Below are 16,957 nucleotides of genomic sequence, written 5' to 3'. Positions count from 1 at the left end.
TCAGCCGCTAGCCGCTGCCGGACAGGTCGCGCGAGGCGATGACGGCGAGCAGGGGTAGCGCGAACAGAATGACGCAGGCGATCGCGTTGACCCATTTGTTGGCGACCAGGATCGCGGCGAATTCCCGCAGGATGGCGCTCGGCAGGTAGTAGAAGGCGGTGCGCGCGCCGGTCACTTCGGCGTCCAGGCCGAGGCCGCGCGCGAGGATGGCCGTGCGCAGGATGTGGAAGTTGCTCGTCACCAGCACCATTCGGGTGCTCGCACCGCGCTGCCCGAGTAATTCCCTGGTGTAGAGCAGGTTCTCGCGGGTGGTGGTCGAACGGTCTTCCAGCACAACGCTGTCGGCGGGGATGCCGCGCTCGGCGAGGTAACCCGCCATCGCGGCGGCCTCGGAGATCGACTCGTCGGAACCCTTGCCGCCGCTGGTGACGATCAGCGGATGGCGCCCCGCGGCGACCTCCGCACGATAGACCTGGATCGCGCGGTCGAGCCTGCTCGCCAGCAGTGGCGGCACCCGCGAACCCAGCAGCCCGGAGCCGTGCACCACGATCGCGTCCATACCCGCCCGATACGGCAGCGCGCCGTAGAACAGCGAATAGAAAAGGAAAGCGACGAAGACGAATCCGACGTAGCTGATCACCATCGTCACCGACGCGAGCAGCACCACGATCCACAGGTTGTCGGTGAACAGTGCCGCGGCCAGCAGCACATAAGGAATCAGCAGCGCCACACCGAGTCCCATCGACAACAGGTTCGCGATACGCAGGCCCTCGCGCCGCACCATCTGCACACCGTTGGCGATCAGCAAACCCGCGAGCACCAGCACGAGCAGCGGGGACAGCGCGACGAGCAGACCGGCGAGCACCACCGGCAGATCGCCGTGCACACCGGAGCCGAGCAGCCACACGCCGGTGAAGATCACGCCGAGCAGCAGGTACACCCCGTTGCTCAGCCGCCGCCGGTCCTTGCGGAACCGGATCCCGAAGACACCGAGCAGGATGAGGCCGATCACCAGCAGGATCACTCGACCCACGGTAACCGGGCTTTCGGCAACCTTCCAGCGACGGACCGCGGCCGCGTCGTCGCGGTATATCCGATCGCAACCGAGACGACGCCGGATATGCGGCGCGGCTCCTTCGGACTTTTCGGACTTTCACATAGTGTGGCGGCCGTTGAAATACCACCTCGCAAACGTCCGGCATTGCACGTGATGAATGGAGTCGAGGATTGGGAGTGCTGCGAAGACTGACCACGACGGTCGCGAGCTGTGCGCTACTCATATCGGCGATCGGCCAGGCGACGGCCCAACCGGTATCGCCCGCCGAAATTATCCGCATCGATGAACTGACCCCGACCAGATCGGCGGTTTTCGTATTCTCCGCCGCCATGCAGCGCGTGATCGAAGTGCATGTACTCCATCCCGTCGGCAACGAATCCCGGCCCGCCTACTATCTGCTGGACGGTATCGATTCCGGCCCGCCGGAAACGAATTGGACCAGGCATACCGATATCGTCGCGTTCTTCGCCGACAAGAACGTCAACGTGGTGCTTCCGGTGGGTGGCGAGGGCAGCTACTACACCGATTGGCAGCGCCCCGATCCCGGTCTCGGCGGGATGCTGCGCTGGGAGAGCTTCCTGACCGAGGAGCTGCCGCCGCTGATCGACGCGACATTCCACGGCACCGGGCGCAATGTGATCGGCGGGCTGTCGATGGGCGCGGCGTCCGCGGCGATCCTGGCGACCAGGCATCCGACGCTGTATCGCGGGCTGGCCACCTTCAGCGGCTGCATCAACACGGTCGCGCCCGACGCCCGCCTCGCGATCCGCCATTCGATCAGCTGGGTCGGCGGCAATCCCGACAACATGTGGGGACCGGATGGCGATCCGGCCTGGCTGCACCACGATCCGATGACGAACGCGGAAGCGCTGCGCGGCATGGCGATCTACGTCTCCGTCGGCACCGGAACGCCCGGACCGGAGAGCCTGGGCGATCCGCAGATGCCCGCGGCGGTCACCTTCGGCGCGCTGCTCGAACACCTGGCCCACGTCTGCACCGTGGAATTCGAGCACCGGCTCGGCCGGCTCGGGCTGCCCGCCACCTTCGTCTACCGGGAGCGCGGCACTCACTCCTGGCCGTACTGGCAGCACGATCTGCACCAGTCATGGCCGATGCTCGCGGCCGCGCTGGCCGAATGACCAGGTCAGCCCGGCCACTCGGCGTGTCGTGAATTCTAAGCAAACTCGGCGTGTCGCACGCCGTCAATTATTCGCCGCACATCGAGAATGCACGCGGCAACTTTGCAGCAATTCCACTTTTATTCGGTGCGAGGAGGGGTAGACGGTGCGCTCGACAATCGTTCGATTCGGAGCAGGTGCGGCGAAAGTTCTGGTGGCGATGGCCGCGGCGGCGGCCGTGGTCACCGGCACCGCGACCACCGCGGCGGCGCAACCCCTGTACCCGATCCCCGATCCGGATCCGTTCTATGCCGCGCCACCGGATCTGGAGCGCGCAGAACCCGGTGACATCCTCGGCGTGCGGCCGATGCCGCCGATCATGGCCTTCCCGGACACCGCCGTCACCATGGTCAAGTTCCGCTCGACCAACTCGGCGGGCAGTCCGATCGCCGCGACCACCACCGTGCTCACTCCGCGCGGCCATCGCCCCGACGGGCCGCTGCTGTCCTACCAGCACATCATCAACGGGCTCGGCAGCAAATGCGCCGTCTCCCGCGTCCTCTACACCAGCGATCCGAATCTGCAGGTGCGCGAGGCGGTCGCGCTGAACGCGGTGCTGGCGCGCGGCTGGTCGATCGCGCTGCCCGACCATCTCGGCCCCACCTTCGCCTACGGCGCGGCCAAACTCGGCGGCCTGATCACCCTCGACGGCATCCGCGCGGTGCGCAAGGTCGGCGAGCTCACGCTGGCCGCGAGCCCGGTCGCGATGCTCGGCTACTCCGGCGGCGGCATGGCGACCTCGTGGGCGGCGGCGCTCGCGCCGAAGTACGCGCCGGAGCTACCGATCGTCGGCGCCGCCGAGGGCGGTGTGCCGATGAATCTGGTGAAGATGACCGAGGGATTGGGTTATCAGCGGCATCCGGTATTCGGTCTCGCACTGGCCGCCGCCATCGGTCTCGAGCGCGAATACCCTAAGCAGCTACCGGTCAGCGAATACATGAACCCGCTCGGCCTGCTGCTGCGCGATCAAATCGCCAACGGCTGCACCAATGAAATCCTGGCTGCCGGCGCCGGGCGCAGCGTGCTCGATCTCGCGAATTCCACCACGCTGGTCGGCTCGCCGGAAGCGCGCGCGGTGGTGGAGGAGAACAGCCTCGAGCTGTTCGACGGCACCCCGAAGATGCCGATCTTCGAATGGCACGCACCGGTCGACGCGTTGATCCCGACGGATTCGATCGATAACACGATGCACCGCTACTGCGCTGCGGGCGTCACCGTACAGGCCGAACTCTTTCCGAGTCCCGACCATTTGACCACCGCCGTACTCGGTATTCCCTCGGCGGTCAATTGGATCGATGCGCGTTTCCGTGGCGAGCCCGCACCGACCAATTGCTGATCGGCGCCGAGCAGTCGCCGATCAGTGCTGCGCCAGCGGCAGCCTGACTTCGAAACGGGTACCCTGCTCCCGGTTTTCGGCGGTGATTTCTCCGTGGTGTGCGTCGACGAGTCCCGCGGCGATGGCAAGCCCCATACCGCTGCCCGCGGGGACGCCGCCCGCGGCGACCGGCGAGCGGGCGGCGGTACCGCGATAGGCGATCTCGAAGATGCGGGGCAGATCCTGTTCGGCGATGCCGGGTCCGGTGTCGTCGACGCGGGCCCATGCCTGGCCGTCGGCGGTGCCCGCGGAGATCGCCACCCGGCCGCCGGGCGGTGTGTGCGCGATCGCGTTGGAGACGAGGTTGGTCAGCACCCGCCCCAGGGCCTGGTCGTCGGCGGACACCGTGATCCGCGCGGGCGGCTGCTCGGCATGCAAGACGACGCCCGCGCGTTCGGCGGTCGGGCGGTTCGCGGCGAACACCTCGTCGATGATCTCGCGCAAATCCACCGGCTCCAGCGTCAGCCGCAGCGCGCCCGCGCTGATCTTCGACATTTCGAACAGGTCGTCGACCATGGCGGCGAGCCGGTTGGTCTCCCTGCCGATCTGATCGGCGTAGCGCGCGACATCGGCGCCCTCGGTGACCACGCCGTCCGACAGCGCCTCGGCCATGGCGCGGATACCGGCGAGCGGTGTGCGCAGATCGTGGCTCACCCAGGCGACCAGCTCACGCCGCGACTGCTCGGCCGCGCGCTCCTGCTCACGGATCTGCTTTTCCCACACCGTCTTTCGCGCCTGCTGCCGACCGAGCAGGACAGCGGTCGGCACCGCGACCGCGGCGACGACCCCGAGCACAACCAGCGTCCGGTGCAGTTCCTCGGTGAACATCCGGCCGCTGACCACCACCATGCCTGCCAGCGCGGCGAGGATCGGAATCAGTACGAGCACAACCATGCTCAGCACCAGCGACCGGTTGCGGGTGGCCCGCCACAGCAGCGTGCCGATGGCGACCACCGGTATCGAACCGGCCAGGGTGAAGGTGATCAGATCGACGGTCTGGTCGGCCATGGTCAGCGCCCCCACGCATAGCCACGGCCCCAGACGGTTTCGATCCGGTGGTGATCGGCGAGCTTGGCGCGCAGGCGTTTGATGTGCACGGTGACCGTCGACAGGTCACCGAACTCCCAGCCCCACACCTTGGCCAGCAGATCCTCGCGGCTGAACACCTCACGCGGATGGCGAAGCAGGAACTCGAGCAGGTCGAATTCGCGCGGCGTCAATTCCACCGCGGCACCGTCGATCAGCGCGAGCCGCGCGGCAGGGCGGACCTCGATCATGCCGTCGCGCAACACTTCCCGAGCCGCGTCGCCCTGCGGGCGCGCCCGGCGCAGCACCGAGGCCACCCGGAGGGCGAGTTCGCGCGGACTGAACGGCTTGGTCACGTAGTCGTCGGCACCTGCCTCGAGCCCGATCACCCGATCGTCCTCGTCGCCGAGTGCGGTGAGCAGGATGATCGGGGTGTCCGGGCGCGGGCCCGAGCGCACCGACTTGCACAGCTCGATGCCGTCCGGAGCGGGCATCATCACGTCGAGCACGGCGAGTTCGATCTCCGCACCGTGTTCGGCGAGCGCGGCGGCGGCGCTCGCGCCGTCACCGGTCTCCAGGACGCTCAGGCCGTCGCGTTCGAGGTAGCGGCGCACCACCTCACGGACGACGGGGTCGTCGTCGGCGATCAGGATCATGGCGGTCACCCACTCCTCGGTCTCAGGCGGGCATTACCCGACCCTCACCTTAGGCCGCCCGCATCGACCGCCACCCGCGCCGGGCGCACCCGTCAGCGTTTCGTCACGCCTCGGCGCCGGGACCGAAGAACGCGATCAGCTCCCGAACCATCGCGGCAGGCGCTTCCTCGGGCACATAGTGGCCGCTGCCTTCGATCATGACAACCCGGATATCGGTGCCCTTCTCGGCCGACATCTGTTCGCGCAGCGCCGGATAGGAGCTCTCGCCCGAGAGGGTGAGGATCGGCAGCGTGACCGGTGCGTAGGTGGCGAGATCGGCGATGTCCTGGCGCATGGTCTGATACCAGCCGTTGCCCGCGCGGATGGCCTCGGCGGTGCCGTAGGCGTGCGCGTAGATCTCGCGCGCCTGCTCGTCGACGGAGGCCTGGTCGGTGAGCATATGCCCGTAGAGCCAATCGATGAGCGGCCGGAAGCGGCCGGTGAGCAGCGCCTCGGGCAGTTCGCGCAGCTGGTTGAGGGCGAACCACCACGGATAGCCGCCACGGCCAACCTCGAGCGCCGCGGCCTGGTCGTCGGAGCCGGGCAGCATCGGAATGACCTGCCAGCTGGCGTCGGGGACACCGAGGTCGACGGTCACCAGCTTGCGTACCGACGCGGGGAAATTGGCGGCGAGGTGGTAGCCGAGCGAGGCGCCGATATCGTGGCCGATCACGTAGGCGGAGTCGTGACCGAGGTGCCGGATCAGCTCGTGGATGTCGCGTGCCATCGTCTTCTTGTCGTATCCCCCAACGGGTTTCGCCGAGCCGCCCATCCCGCGCAGGTCGACGGCCGTCACCTGATAGTGCCGCGCCAGCTCCGGCATGATCTTGCGGAACTGCCACCAGGTCTGCGGCCAGCCACCGAGCAGGATGAGCGGTTCGCCCGCACCGCCGGTGACGTGATGCAGGCGGACGCCGTTGACCTCGGCGTAGGCGCTACGGAAATCGCCGGGCAGCGAAGCGGCCAGCTCGGCATCGGTCGGGACCATGATCGTCGCACTCACAGAACTCTCTTTTCTTGAACGTTCGATCCAGAAAATGGGCCGGAAAAACGCCGCCACACGGTGGCGGCGGCCGAAATATGGACTCAGGACAGGAAAGCCAGCGCCTGGTCGACGGTGTCGTCCAGGAAGCGTTGCCGCACCGGGGTTTTGCCGACGACACGGATCCCCTGGAGTAGGGTCACCAGGAATCTGGCCAGCGATACCGGATCCCGATCGGCGGCCAGCTCACCCTGCGCCCGCGCACGCAGCAACGCGCCGGCGAGCACCGTCTCCATGGTCTCGAGACCGGAGGCGACCAGTCGGCCCGCGTCGGCGTCGGCAGGCAGTTCCACGGCGGTATTGGTGACCAGGCAGCCCTTGAGTTCCGCGTCGGCCAGGGAGATCTCGGCATAGTGGCGCACCAGCGTGCGCACCGCGGCCATCGAGGATCCCGGCACCGACAACTGCCCGAGCAACCCGTCGCGCGCGTCGTCGACGTAGCGCTCGAATGCCCGCAGATACAGCTCGCGTTTACTGCCGAACGCACCGTAGATACTGCCTCTTCCGAGCCCGAGATGGTCGACCAGATCCTGCATCGAGGTGGCCTCGTAGCCCTGGCGCCAGAACAGGTCCATGGCCGTGCGCAACGCCGCGTCGGTATCGAATTCCTTTGTCCTGCCCACCACCCCACGCTACGTCAACTTGACCGATCATTCCAAATTTTCCGCGCCATGGCAGACTCGGACCGTGACCGACGCCACGCCGACCATCACCTGCGGCGCCCGGGTGCGCCCGCAACCCGAAGCCCATCGACGCGCGGGCCGGCTGGCCGCCGCGCTTGTCGCCCGTGGCATCTCCCGCGGCGAACGGGTGGTGGTCATGTTGCGCAACGACATCGAATTCCTCGAGGTCTCGCTGGCCATCGCGGCCTGCGGCGCGAATCCGGTGCCGGTCAATACCCGCTGGCAGGCAACCGAAGTCGCGCACGTGCTGCGCGACTGCGGCGCCAGGCTCGTCATCGCGCACACCGAATTCATCGGCCGGATCGAGCGGGCCGTCGCGAGCACCGGCGTCGACACACCGGTGCTCGAGGTCGCCATGCCCGCCGAAATGCTCGGCGAGGGCGGATTCGATCGCGCGCTCGCGAAACTCACCGATCGGCATCCCACGCTGGACGATTGGATCGATGCGCAGCCGGAGCCGCTCGGCCACCTCGACGGCGCCATCGCCGACTCACTCGGACTGATCTACACCTCGGGCACCACGGGCACACCGAAAGGTGTTGCCCGCGAACGCATGACACCGCACCAGCTGCTTTCCATCGCGGGTGCCACCGCCCAGCGGATCGGCCTGTCCCCCGGCGCGCGGATGCTCGTCGCAGGACCGCTCTATCACACCAGCCCGAACGCGCTCGCCGTACTCGCGCTGCGGATGGGCGCCGACATCACGATCATGCCGCGCTGGCACGCCGAACGCTTTCTGCAGCTGATCGCCGAGCAGCGCATCACCCTCGCGAAGGTGGTGCCGACGATGCTGTCGCGACTGCTTTCGCTACCCGTCGCGGTGCGCGACCGCTACGACATTTCCAGCCTCACCCACCTGATCCATTCCGCCGCACCGTGTCCGCCCGCCGTGAAGCGCGCCGCCATCGACTGGTTCGGCGACGCGCTGATCGAGTTCTACGGCTGCACCGAGGCGGGCACCATCACCTGGATCGGCGCGCGGGAGTGGCTGGCGCACCCGGGCAGCGTCGGGCGCGGCGTCGACGGGTCCGCCGCGGTCGTCGCCGACGAGCACGGAATCGCGCTGCCCACAGGCGAAGTCGGCCGGGTCTTCGTGCGCGGCGCCGACTACTGGCCGAACTTCACCTATCTGCACCAGGCCGAATCCCCGGGTCCGCTACCGGGATTCATCACCGTCGGCGATACCGGCTACCTGGATGCCGACGGCTACCTCTATCTCACCGGCCGGTCGAGCGAGATCGTCATCGCCGGTGGCGTCAACATCTATCCCGCCGAGATCGAGGCCGCGATCAGCGCGCTCGACGGCGTCGAGGATGTGGCCGCCTTCGGCATCCCCGACCCGGGCGATCTCGGCGAAACCGTTGCCGCCCATATCGTCCCGCGTCCAGGTGCGACGGTGACGGCGGCCGAGGTGCGCGCCCGGCTTACCGGACAGCTCGCCGATTACAAGGTCCCGGCCGAAATCCGGATCGTCACCGAACTCCCGCGCGACGAGTCGGGAAAGGTATACAAGCGCCAGCTGCGCGCGCACTACACCTGACGAGCACATCACCCTCCGATATAATCGAACATAAGTTCGAACAGGAGGGATCGGCGGAGTATGCGGACGCTACGCCCGGCCGAGGTCGCCGGGCTGCTCGCCACCGATATCGTCGCGCATCTGGCCACGATCGACGCGGCGGAATATCCGCATGTCACGCCGATCTGGTTCCTCTGGGATGACGGGATCTTCCGGCTCACCAGCTTTGCGGGGCGGCCGCATCTGCGGCGGATCCTGGCGAATCCGCGGGTCGGGCTGGTGATCGATCGCGAAGCCGCGCCGCGGGCCGACGGGCAGCGGCCCAATCGGCAGTTGCGAGTCATCGGCGACGCCGAATTGGCCGCCGATCCGGACGGCCGGTGGACACAGCGGATCCGCGAGAAGTACTCCCCCGCCCGCGCGGCGCTCGGCGATGCGGGCCGCGCGCGGGTGCTGATCACGATCACACCCAAACTCGTTGTGGCCCTTGCCAGTGTCTAGGCTGCTCGCGTCTAGGACTGCTCCGGGTGCAGGCCGGTCAGCTGGCGGCCCAGGTCGCCGGTCAGCCGTTCGAGTCCGGCGCGCAGGCCGCGGGTGGCGATGTGATCGCGGCGGCCGAGTACGCCGAAGGCGCCGTGCATCCGGCCGCCGGCATCGCGCAGCGCCACCGCCATACAGCCCCAGCCGAGCAGGACCTGCTCGTTCTCCTCGGCATAGCCGGTGTCGTATGCCTCGTCGAGCAGCACGCGCAGCCGGTTCGGGTTGGTCACCGAATACCGGGTCAGCGGCGCGAAGCCGGTGTCGAATATCCGGTCGGCCCGCTGCGGATCGTGCGCGGCGTGCAGCCTGCCGACCGCGGTGAGCACGACGCTCGGCCCGAAATCGCCGAGGTTCGGCCACGGCGTGCGATCGAACACCGTGCGATGCCCGCGGCCGAAAACCGAACCGGTGACCAGCAATTCGCCCGCGTCGACGGTGGCGAACCAGGCCATCCCGCCGCGCGATCCGGCATGCGCGTCCTGGAGATACGGCTGCACGGTGAGCGCGATCCGCTGCTGGCGCACCGCGCGCATGCCGTAGCGGATCAGCCGGGGCCCGGTCGAATAGCCCTGTGTCGACCGCGTCAGTATGCCGCGTTCCACCAGCGCGTTGGCGATCCTGCGCACGGTGGGCTTGGGAATCCCGGTCCGCCGGGTCAGTAGTGCGAGCGGAACCGGTGCCGTGGCACCCTCCACCGCGTCCAGAATCGCGACCGTGCGCCCGACCACCGTGCCGTCGTCGCCCGCCCCGTTCGGACCCCATAGCTCGTCGACTTCCGGCTCGCGCCGAATCACCGCATCCGTCACGATATCCACTCTCGCCGATCCGGCCCGCCGTTGTCTTGGAGGAATGGAATCCGCATCGAGGAATTCGGCGTGTCCGTACCGACTGGTCGATCGGGTATCCCGGCACCCGGGCCGGGGTTCGGGCCTACGCTGGTGCCATGCCGACTTCGCGGCGCGCCCGGATCGCCGACGTGCACACACTGGCCACCGGTATGCCGTATGTGACCAGGATCGATGGCCCGTCCGGCAATTCGATCTATCAGGTGGGGCGTAAGTCGTTCGTCTTCTTCCGCACCCCGCGCCCCGACGCGTTCGATCCGGAGACCGGCGAAAGGTATCCGGATGTGATCGTGTTCTGGGTACCCTCGGAATCCGATAAGCAAGCGCTCGTGCAGGATCCGGATTCGCCGTTCTTCACGACACCGCATTTCGACGGCCATCTGTCGGTGCTGGTGCGCGGCAGCCGAATCGGCGAGCTCACACTGCGTGAGCTGACCGAGGTGATCCAGGATGCGTGGCTGGCGCAGGCATCCCGCAAGCGGGCGACCGATTGGCTGAGGGCACAGGAGCAGTGATGGTCACGATCATCGGCGGCGGCATCGCGGGCACGGTATTGGCGGGAGCACTTGCGCGGCAAGAGATTCCGGTCGCCGTACACGAACGGCAGAGCAGGGCGGGCACGGGCGCCTTCCTGTTCCTCGATCAGCGCGCGCACACCGCCCTCGAAGGGCTCGGCGTCTCGCGCGAGCTACTGCGCGACTACTCGTCGCCGGTGCACGGCATGCGGGTCGACGACAACGCGGGCGATCACCGCACCACGCCCGGCGCGGGCCGCCGCCTGCACCACTATGCCGACCTGATGACGATACTCACCGACTTCGCCACCACGGCCGGCGCGGACATCCGGTACGACATGGCGCTCACCGACATCGATATCGACAGGGCCACACTGCATTTCGGGGACGATACGGTGCGGTCCGACGGATTGATCGTCGGGTGCGACGGCATCGATTCGATCGTCCGCGCCCGGCTCGAGCCCGAGCGTACCCCGGTGCACACCGGTCAGGTCGTCGTCTACGGCTCGACCACCCGGATGGTCGTCCTGCCCACCGAACAGTCGGTGCTGCACTTCCAGATCGACCGTGCCACACCGGCGCCGCCGCACAACGCCTTCGGGCACCTGTGGCACGACCGGCGGGTCGTCTGGTTCGCCAGGATCAACCGCCCGCCGATCCCGCTGGGCGACATCGGGTTTCATCCGGTCGAGGAGTGGGCCGACGCGGTCCGTGCCGCGGTGCCCGATATCCCGAAGATCATCGATATGGCGCTGCGCGATACCGAATCCGTGCACGTCTCCAACGCGCGCGATGTCCCGCTGGACGACGCCGCGCCCGCGCGCGAGGACATCGTCCTGATCGGCGATGCCGACCATGCCATCACCCCGGCGGCGGGCATCGGCGCGCGCGACGCCATCGAGGACGCGGCCGCCCTGTTCGAGGCGCTGCGCACCGGCGCATCCCCCGCCGCGGCGATCACCGCACGGCGCGCACAGGTCGCCGAGGAGCACGCGTTCGCCGCGCGGATGTTCAGCGGGCCTAGGCGGTGAGCACCAGTCCGAGGGCGAGCGCGCACATCACCGCCGCGATGGCCGAATCCAGGATCCGCCACGCACCGGGGCGGGCGAACAGCGGGCCGAGCAGCCGGGCGCCGAAGCCGAGCGAGCTGAACCAGATGATGCTGGCGAATATCGCGCCGACGCCGAGAAACCACCGGTCCGCGCCGGCGTAGGTGCTGGCGAAGGAGCCGAACAGCACCAGCGTGTCCAGGTAGACGTGCGGATTGAGCCAGGTGAGCGTCAGGCAGGTCGCGACGGTGGCGCCGAGCGCGACCGTCGCACCCGCCGAATCCGCGGTGAGCGCCGACGCCGACAGCGCACGGCGCGCCGCTAGCAGCGCGTAGCCGAACAGGAATGCCGCGCCGCCGTAGCGCGCCACCGTCATCACCACGGGCATCGAGGTGACCAGCGCGCCGAAGCCGCCGATACCCGCCGCGATCAGCACCGCGTCCGACAGCGTGCACACCGCGACCACCGCGAGCACGTGCTGCCCGCGCAACCCCTGCCGCAACACGAACGCGTTCTGCGCGCCGATCGCCACGATCAGCGACAGCGCGAAACCCAAACCGGAGACGGCCGCCAGTGCCGCAGAGGAAGCCGTCATGCCTTCGAACGTAGGCCGTAAATAATCGCCAGCCAAACTAAATATTCTGAACTACCATTAGCATCTCTTACCATGGATCTGCAGCTCGACCAGCTCAGGGCGCTCAACGCCGCGATCACCGAGGGCACCTTCGAGGCCGCGGCGAGACGGCTGCTCGTCACCCCGTCGGCGATCAGCCAGCGCATCAAGGCGCTGGAGGACGCGGCGGGCCGGATCCTGCTGCAGCGCACGAAACCGGTGCGCGCCACCGAATCCGGGCTCGCGGTGCTGCGGCTGGCCCGCCAGATCGAACTGCTCCAGGGCGATACCGCGCGCGAACTCGGCGACGCCCATCAGCCCACCGACCGGCCGATCCGAATGCCGCTCGCCATCAACGCCGATTCGCTGCAGACCTGGGTGATGCCCGCGCTCGCCGCGGCGGCGAAGGGGATCTGCTTCGAGATCCACCGCGAGGACGAGGAGCACACCACCCGCCTGCTGCGCGACGGCACGGTGATGGCGGCCATCACCGCCACCGCGGCGCCGGTGCAGGGCTGCAAGGTCGAAAAGCTCGGCGCCATGCGCTATTCCCCGATGGCGAGCCCCGAGTTCGTCCGTACCTGGTTCCGCGACGGACCCACCGTCAAGGCGTACGCGGTCGCGCCGATGGTGCTGTTCGACCGCAACGACGACCTGCAGCATCGCCACCTGCGCAGGCGCACCAGGCAGCCGATCGACCCACCGCGCCACTATGTTCCGTCCTCCGAGGGCTTCGCCGACGCGGTCCGGCTCGGCCTCGGCTGGGGGATGATTCCCGAAGCGATGCGCGGGGACGCTCGGCTGACGCTCGTCGAGGACACGTTCATCGAAGTGCCGCTGTACTGGCAGCAGTGGCGCCTGGACTCCCCCGCGCTCGTCGCCGTCGCCGCCGCGATCGCCGCGGCGGCCGCCGAGTCGCTGCGCTGACAGGCAGCGCTGCCTCTACGATTCGCCAGGTGACCGGATACGACCACCTCGACACGTTCGAGCACCTCGACACCTCGACCCTGCCGCCACGTCAGCAGCGGATCCTCGCCACCATCCGGGATTGGGTGGTGCGCCACGGTTATCCGCCGAACACCAGGCAGCTCGGCGACGCGGTCGGGCTGCGGTCATCGTCGTCGGTGTCGAAACATCTGAAGAGTCTGGAGGACAGGGGTTTCCTGCGCCGCGGCCCGGCCATGTCGCGCCCGATCGATGTGCGGCTGTTCCTGCAGGCGAGTGCGCCGCAGGAGCAGCGCGACGATTCGGTGGCCGTGCCGGTGGTCGGCGACATCGCGGCGGGCGTGCCGATCCTCGCCGAAGAGCACACCGACGACACGATGACGCTGCCGCGCGAATTAGTCGGGCGCGGTACGGTTTTCGGCCTCCGCGTGCGCGGCGACTCGATGATCGACGCCGCCATCTGCGACGGCGACATCGTGGTGGTGCGCAAGCAGCACGAGGCGCACTCCGGGGAGATCGTGGCCGCGATGATCGACGGCGAGGCCACCGTCAAGGTGTATCGGCGCCGCAACGGCCACGTCTACCTGGAGCCGCGCAACCCGGCCTACGACGTCATCGACGGTGACGCGGCGGTCGTGCTCGGCAAGGTGGTTTCGGTGATGCGCCGCGTCTAACTGTCCACGTGCACGTGCGGGCGTTCCATCGGGTCGGGTACGGCGCGGCGGATGATCTCGCGGGTCACCGGCGCGACCTCGCCCTCGCCGACGAACAGGAACTTCATCAGGTTGACCAGCGGATTGCCTTCGGTCCATTCGAAATACACGTGCGGATTGATGCCGGTGCGGTCGCGGATGGCGAGCAGGATCGCGGCGATCGAGTTGGGGATGGCGGTGGCGTCGACGCCGAGGATCTTGTACCCGGCCAGCTCGATACCGGTGACCCGCAGGTCGGTGCTGAAATCGGAGGCGTCGCCGACGATCACCTCGAGGAACAGGATCGGGGCGTCGTCCGGAATGTGGCTCTCCAGCCGCTGTTCGGCCGCCTTCTCCAGGTACTCCTCCGGCTGGCGCTGATCCACATCGTGCGTGACGATCCGGATGACGCCCTGTGCCGCGGCCTCGTCGATCATCGCGGCCGCCGCGTCGTCGAAAGTCACCGTCAGCGCCCGCAATTCGAACGAGCGGCGGGTACGCGAGACGAACGACACCACGATGGTCGCCAGGATGAACAGCGAGGCGAGCTGCACACCCTCCGGGCGCTCGATGATGTTGGTGATCGTGGTGTAGACGAAGACCGCCGATACCGCGCCGAATCCGATCACCTTGGTGCGCTCGCCTTTTCGCGCCGCCGACAGCGTCACCGCGACCGCGGCCGAGGTGATCAGCACCAGCACACCGGTCGCGTACGCGCCGCCCTGCGCGTCGACGTCGGCGTCGAAATACCAGGTGATACCGAACGCGATCACCGCGAACACCAGCACGAGCGGCCGCACCGCCCGCGCCCATTCCGGCGCCATGCCGTAGCGAGGTAGGTAGCGCGGCACCAGGTTCAGCAGACCCGCCATCGCCGAGGCGCCGGCGAACCACAGGATCGCGATGGTGCTCACGTCGTAGGCGGTGCCGAACAGGTCACCGAGATACTGGTGCGCCAGGAAGGCCAGTGCGCGCCCGTTGGCCGAACCGCCCTGCTGGAACTCCTTTTCCGGGATCAGCACCGCGGTGATGAAGCTGGTGACGATCAGGAAGCCGCTCATGATCAGCGCGGAGGTGGTCAGCAGTTTGCGCGCGCCCGCGATCCTGGTCACCGGGTTGTCCTCGGATTCGCCTGGCCCGCCCTTGATTTGGGGCATCACGGCGACACCGGTCTCGAAGCCGGACAGGCCGAGCGCGAGCTTCGGGAACACCAGCAGGGAGACGCCGATCATGGCGAAGACGTTGCCGTGCTGGGCGGTCAGCGCGTGTGCCCAGTCGACGACCAGATCACCGGCGGTGAACACGTGGTACAGCCCGACGGCCGCGACCACCAGATTCAGCGACAGGTACAGCCCGACGAGCGTGACCGCGATGCCGATCGCCTCGGCGAAACCCTTGAGGAACACCGCGGCGAGCAGCGCGAGCAGCACCAGCGTGATGAGCAGGTTGTGGTGCTCCAATGCCGAAGGCACGAACGGATTCTCGACGATGTGTGCGGCGCCGTCGGCGGCCGAGAGCGTCATCGTGATGACGAAATCGGTGGCCGCGAAGCCGAGCAGCACCAGGATGAAGATCTTGCCGGTCCAGCGCGGCAGGAACTGGGCGAACATGGCCAGCGAGCCGCCGCCGTGCGGACTCTCCCTGGCCACCCGCCGATACACCGGGAGCGCGCCGAGCAACGTCAGCGCTACCAGTACCAGCGTCGCGAGCGGCGACAGCACGCCCGCGGCGAGCGCGGCGATACCGGGCTGATAACCGAGCGTGGAGAAATAGTCGACGCCGGTGAGGCACATGACTTTCCACCACGAGCGCTCATGTTCGACATCGCCCGGCTTGCGCATCGGACCGGCGTGCTGCGAGTACCGCTCGTCGGCGGCGCCCTCCAGCAGCCAGGAGGTGAAGGGCGAGCGCGAGCGCTCCTGCGTCGTAATCACGCGGCAAACACTAGCCGGGATGTCCGCGCAGTTCGCCGGTCGCGACGCCGAGCACCGCAAGGATCAGTGTGGCGAAGATGCTGAACACCAGTGCGGAGACGTGCGGGGCCAGCGGCAGCAGCAGCGCGAGCGCGGCCAGCGCGAGCGGGCGCGACCACGGCATCCGGCCGAATCGTGAGACGTTGAAGGCGATATTGCCGAGCAGATAGATGGCGGGCCCACCGATCACAGTCAGGGCCACCGGCCACGTCGTGTGGTGCCACGGATGCGCGACCACCAGTTCGATGCCGACCGCGGCGACGATCGCGCCCGCGACCATCAGGCCATGCGCATAAGCGTAGGCGCCGCGCGCGAGCCGGGTCGCCTCGGTGCGCTCCGCGTCCTCGTGTTCGGCATTGCCGCCGCGATAGTTGAAGTAGAGCGACCACAGCAGCACGATGGCCACGAAACCCACCACCGCCGCGGTGATCACCCCCGGCGTCCATTCGACGCCGCCGAGCGTGGTGCCGAGGATCAGAATGGATTCACCGAGCGCGATGATGAACACCAGCCGGTTGCGTTCGGCGAGATGGCCTTCGGCCAGCGGCCACGTCGACATGTCGGAGGTGCCGACGCCCGGCAGCCAGAAACCCACGCGCGGTGCGGCGTAGTCGATGAGCACCGCGCAGGCCCACACCGGCAGCCGCGCGCTCTCCGGCACGAACACGCCGATCGTCCACACCACGCCCGCGAGCACACTCCACGCCAGCAACTGGGCGTAGTTGCGGCGCATCACCGGCTGCCCGCGGAACGCGCCGACCATGAAGGCGCTGCGCACCCACTGCAGGAACAGGTACGCGCCGACGAATACGCCCGCACGACCGGTGAACGCCTCGGGAATCGCCACCGCCATCACCAGCGCGGCCAGCATCAGCACCGCGACGAGCGCACGCACCACCACATGCTCCGGGTCGAGCCAGTTCATCGCCCAGGCGGTGTAGTTCCAGCCCCACCACACCGCGGCGAACAGCACTGCCGTGCGCGCGGCGCCGAGCCACGACACGTCCTCGAGCAGGAAGTGCGACAGCTGGACGATGGTGAAGACGTAGACCAGATCGAAGAACAGCTCGACGGCGCCGACCCTGGCCTCATCCCCGGCCGGTCGAAGTACGCCCGGTCGAAGCACCGCAGGGGACCGCATCACCTCGGACACATCGGGACGATAACAGCAGCGCAGGGCGCTCAGCCGGAGCCGAACCCCCGCGTGCCG

The 16,957-nt window shown here is 68.2% G+C and carries 17 protein-coding genes; 8 read left to right on the top strand and 9 right to left on the bottom strand.

The window, feature by feature from the left end; genetic code table 11:
- Window positions 1-7: 7 nt before the first annotated feature.
- The gene (locus tag ACIG5A_RS12640; protein ID WP_397240290.1) at window positions 8-1,024 is read right to left on the bottom strand and encodes a YdcF family protein; all 1,017 of its coding nucleotides are present in this window, start codon (window positions 1,022-1,024) and stop codon (window positions 8-10) included.
- A gap of 212 nt (window positions 1,025-1,236) precedes the next feature.
- On the opposite strand from ACIG5A_RS12640, the gene ACIG5A_RS12635 reads away from it, so the two are divergent.
- Together ACIG5A_RS12635 and ACIG5A_RS12630 are read left to right on the top strand one after the other, a co-directional pair.
- Window positions 1,237-2,196 (top strand): alpha/beta hydrolase, encoded by a 960-nt coding sequence (locus ACIG5A_RS12635; protein WP_397240615.1) that lies wholly within the window; start codon window positions 1,237-1,239, stop codon window positions 2,194-2,196.
- Window positions 2,197-2,395: 199 nt separating this feature from the next.
- On the top strand, window positions 2,396-3,571 hold the full coding sequence (locus ACIG5A_RS12630; protein WP_397240614.1) for a lipase family protein: 1,176 nt from the start codon (window positions 2,396-2,398) through the stop codon (window positions 3,569-3,571).
- Between the two features lie 21 nt (window positions 3,572-3,592).
- Here the strand turns inward: ACIG5A_RS12630 and ACIG5A_RS12625 are convergent, their stop codons facing one another.
- From ACIG5A_RS12625 to ACIG5A_RS12610, 4 genes are all read right to left on the bottom strand, one after another.
- A complete protein-coding gene (locus ACIG5A_RS12625; RefSeq protein WP_397240289.1) occupies window positions 3,593-4,618 on the bottom strand; it encodes a sensor histidine kinase in 1,026 nt (341 codons plus the stop codon).
- Between the two features lie 2 nt (window positions 4,619-4,620).
- Window positions 4,621-5,292 carry a response regulator transcription factor gene (locus tag ACIG5A_RS12620; RefSeq protein ID WP_397240613.1) on the bottom strand — a complete coding sequence of 224 codons (672 nt, stop codon included), beginning with the start codon at window positions 5,290-5,292 and terminating at the stop codon, window positions 4,621-4,623.
- A gap of 103 nt (window positions 5,293-5,395) precedes the next feature.
- The gene (locus ACIG5A_RS12615) at window positions 5,396-6,334 is read right to left on the bottom strand and encodes an alpha/beta fold hydrolase (RefSeq protein ID WP_397240288.1); all 939 of its coding nucleotides are present in this window, start codon (window positions 6,332-6,334) and stop codon (window positions 5,396-5,398) included.
- 83 nt (window positions 6,335-6,417) lie between these two features.
- Window positions 6,418-6,996: a TetR/AcrR family transcriptional regulator gene (locus ACIG5A_RS12610; protein WP_397240287.1), complete on the bottom strand. Its 579-nt coding sequence runs from the start codon at window positions 6,994-6,996 to the stop codon at window positions 6,418-6,420.
- Window positions 6,997-7,060: 64 nt separating this feature from the next.
- Between ACIG5A_RS12610 and ACIG5A_RS12605 the strand changes: the two genes are divergently transcribed.
- Complete coding sequence (locus ACIG5A_RS12605; RefSeq protein WP_397240286.1) at window positions 7,061-8,596, top strand: AMP-binding protein; 1,536 nt, start codon at window positions 7,061-7,063, stop codon at window positions 8,594-8,596.
- A 60-nt stretch (window positions 8,597-8,656) separates the two neighbouring features.
- Window positions 8,657-9,076 (top strand): pyridoxamine 5'-phosphate oxidase family protein, encoded by a 420-nt coding sequence (locus ACIG5A_RS12600; RefSeq protein ID WP_397240285.1) that lies wholly within the window; start codon window positions 8,657-8,659, stop codon window positions 9,074-9,076.
- An 11-nt stretch (window positions 9,077-9,087) separates the two neighbouring features.
- On the opposite strand, the gene ACIG5A_RS12595 is transcribed toward ACIG5A_RS12600, so the two are convergent.
- The gene (locus ACIG5A_RS12595; protein ID WP_397240284.1) at window positions 9,088-9,921 is read right to left on the bottom strand and encodes an IclR family transcriptional regulator; all 834 of its coding nucleotides are present in this window, start codon (window positions 9,919-9,921) and stop codon (window positions 9,088-9,090) included.
- A gap of 137 nt (window positions 9,922-10,058) precedes the next feature.
- Between ACIG5A_RS12595 and ACIG5A_RS12590 the strand changes: the two genes are divergently transcribed.
- Window positions 10,059-10,475 carry an MmcQ/YjbR family DNA-binding protein gene (locus ACIG5A_RS12590; protein ID WP_397240283.1) on the top strand — a complete coding sequence of 139 codons (417 nt, stop codon included), beginning with the start codon at window positions 10,059-10,061 and terminating at the stop codon, window positions 10,473-10,475.
- Window positions 10,475-11,506 carry an FAD-dependent oxidoreductase gene (locus tag ACIG5A_RS12585; protein WP_397240282.1) on the top strand — a complete coding sequence of 344 codons (1,032 nt, stop codon included), beginning with the start codon at window positions 10,475-10,477 and terminating at the stop codon, window positions 11,504-11,506. The genes ACIG5A_RS12590 and ACIG5A_RS12585 overlap by 1 nt, the downstream gene beginning before the upstream one ends.
- Here the strand turns inward: ACIG5A_RS12585 and ACIG5A_RS12580 are convergent.
- On the bottom strand, window positions 11,496-12,119 hold the full coding sequence (locus tag ACIG5A_RS12580) for a LysE/ArgO family amino acid transporter (RefSeq protein ID WP_397240281.1): 624 nt from the start codon (window positions 12,117-12,119) through the stop codon (window positions 11,496-11,498). The genes ACIG5A_RS12585 and ACIG5A_RS12580 overlap by 11 nt on opposite strands.
- Before the next feature lie 72 nt (window positions 12,120-12,191).
- On the opposite strand from ACIG5A_RS12580, the gene ACIG5A_RS12575 reads away from it, so the two are divergent.
- Both ACIG5A_RS12575 and lexA read left to right on the top strand, forming a co-directional pair.
- The gene (locus ACIG5A_RS12575; RefSeq protein WP_397240280.1) at window positions 12,192-13,064 is read left to right on the top strand and encodes a LysR family transcriptional regulator ArgP; all 873 of its coding nucleotides are present in this window, start codon (window positions 12,192-12,194) and stop codon (window positions 13,062-13,064) included.
- A 29-nt stretch (window positions 13,065-13,093) separates the two neighbouring features.
- On the top strand, window positions 13,094-13,756 hold the full coding sequence (gene lexA / locus ACIG5A_RS12570) for a transcriptional repressor LexA (RefSeq protein WP_397240279.1): 663 nt from the start codon (window positions 13,094-13,096) through the stop codon (window positions 13,754-13,756).
- On the opposite strand, the gene ACIG5A_RS12565 is transcribed toward lexA, so the two are convergent.
- Together ACIG5A_RS12565 and ACIG5A_RS12560 are read right to left on the bottom strand one after the other, a co-directional pair.
- On the bottom strand, window positions 13,753-15,615 hold the full coding sequence (locus ACIG5A_RS12565; protein WP_397240612.1) for an amino acid transporter: 1,863 nt from the start codon (window positions 15,613-15,615) through the stop codon (window positions 13,753-13,755). The genes lexA and ACIG5A_RS12565 overlap by 4 nt on opposite strands.
- A 103-nt stretch (window positions 15,616-15,718) precedes the next feature.
- A complete protein-coding gene (locus ACIG5A_RS12560) occupies window positions 15,719-16,900 on the bottom strand; it encodes a low temperature requirement protein A (protein WP_397240278.1) in 1,182 nt (393 codons plus the stop codon).
- Between the last annotated feature and the right edge of the window lie 57 nt (window positions 16,901-16,957).

Origin of the sequence: Nocardia sp. NPDC052566 (assembly GCF_044547285.1) — a bacterium.
In the GTDB taxonomy this organism is placed as follows: domain Bacteria; phylum Actinomycetota; class Actinomycetes; order Mycobacteriales; family Mycobacteriaceae; genus Nocardia.
This window is presented reverse-complemented; position numbering and strand designations above follow the sequence as displayed.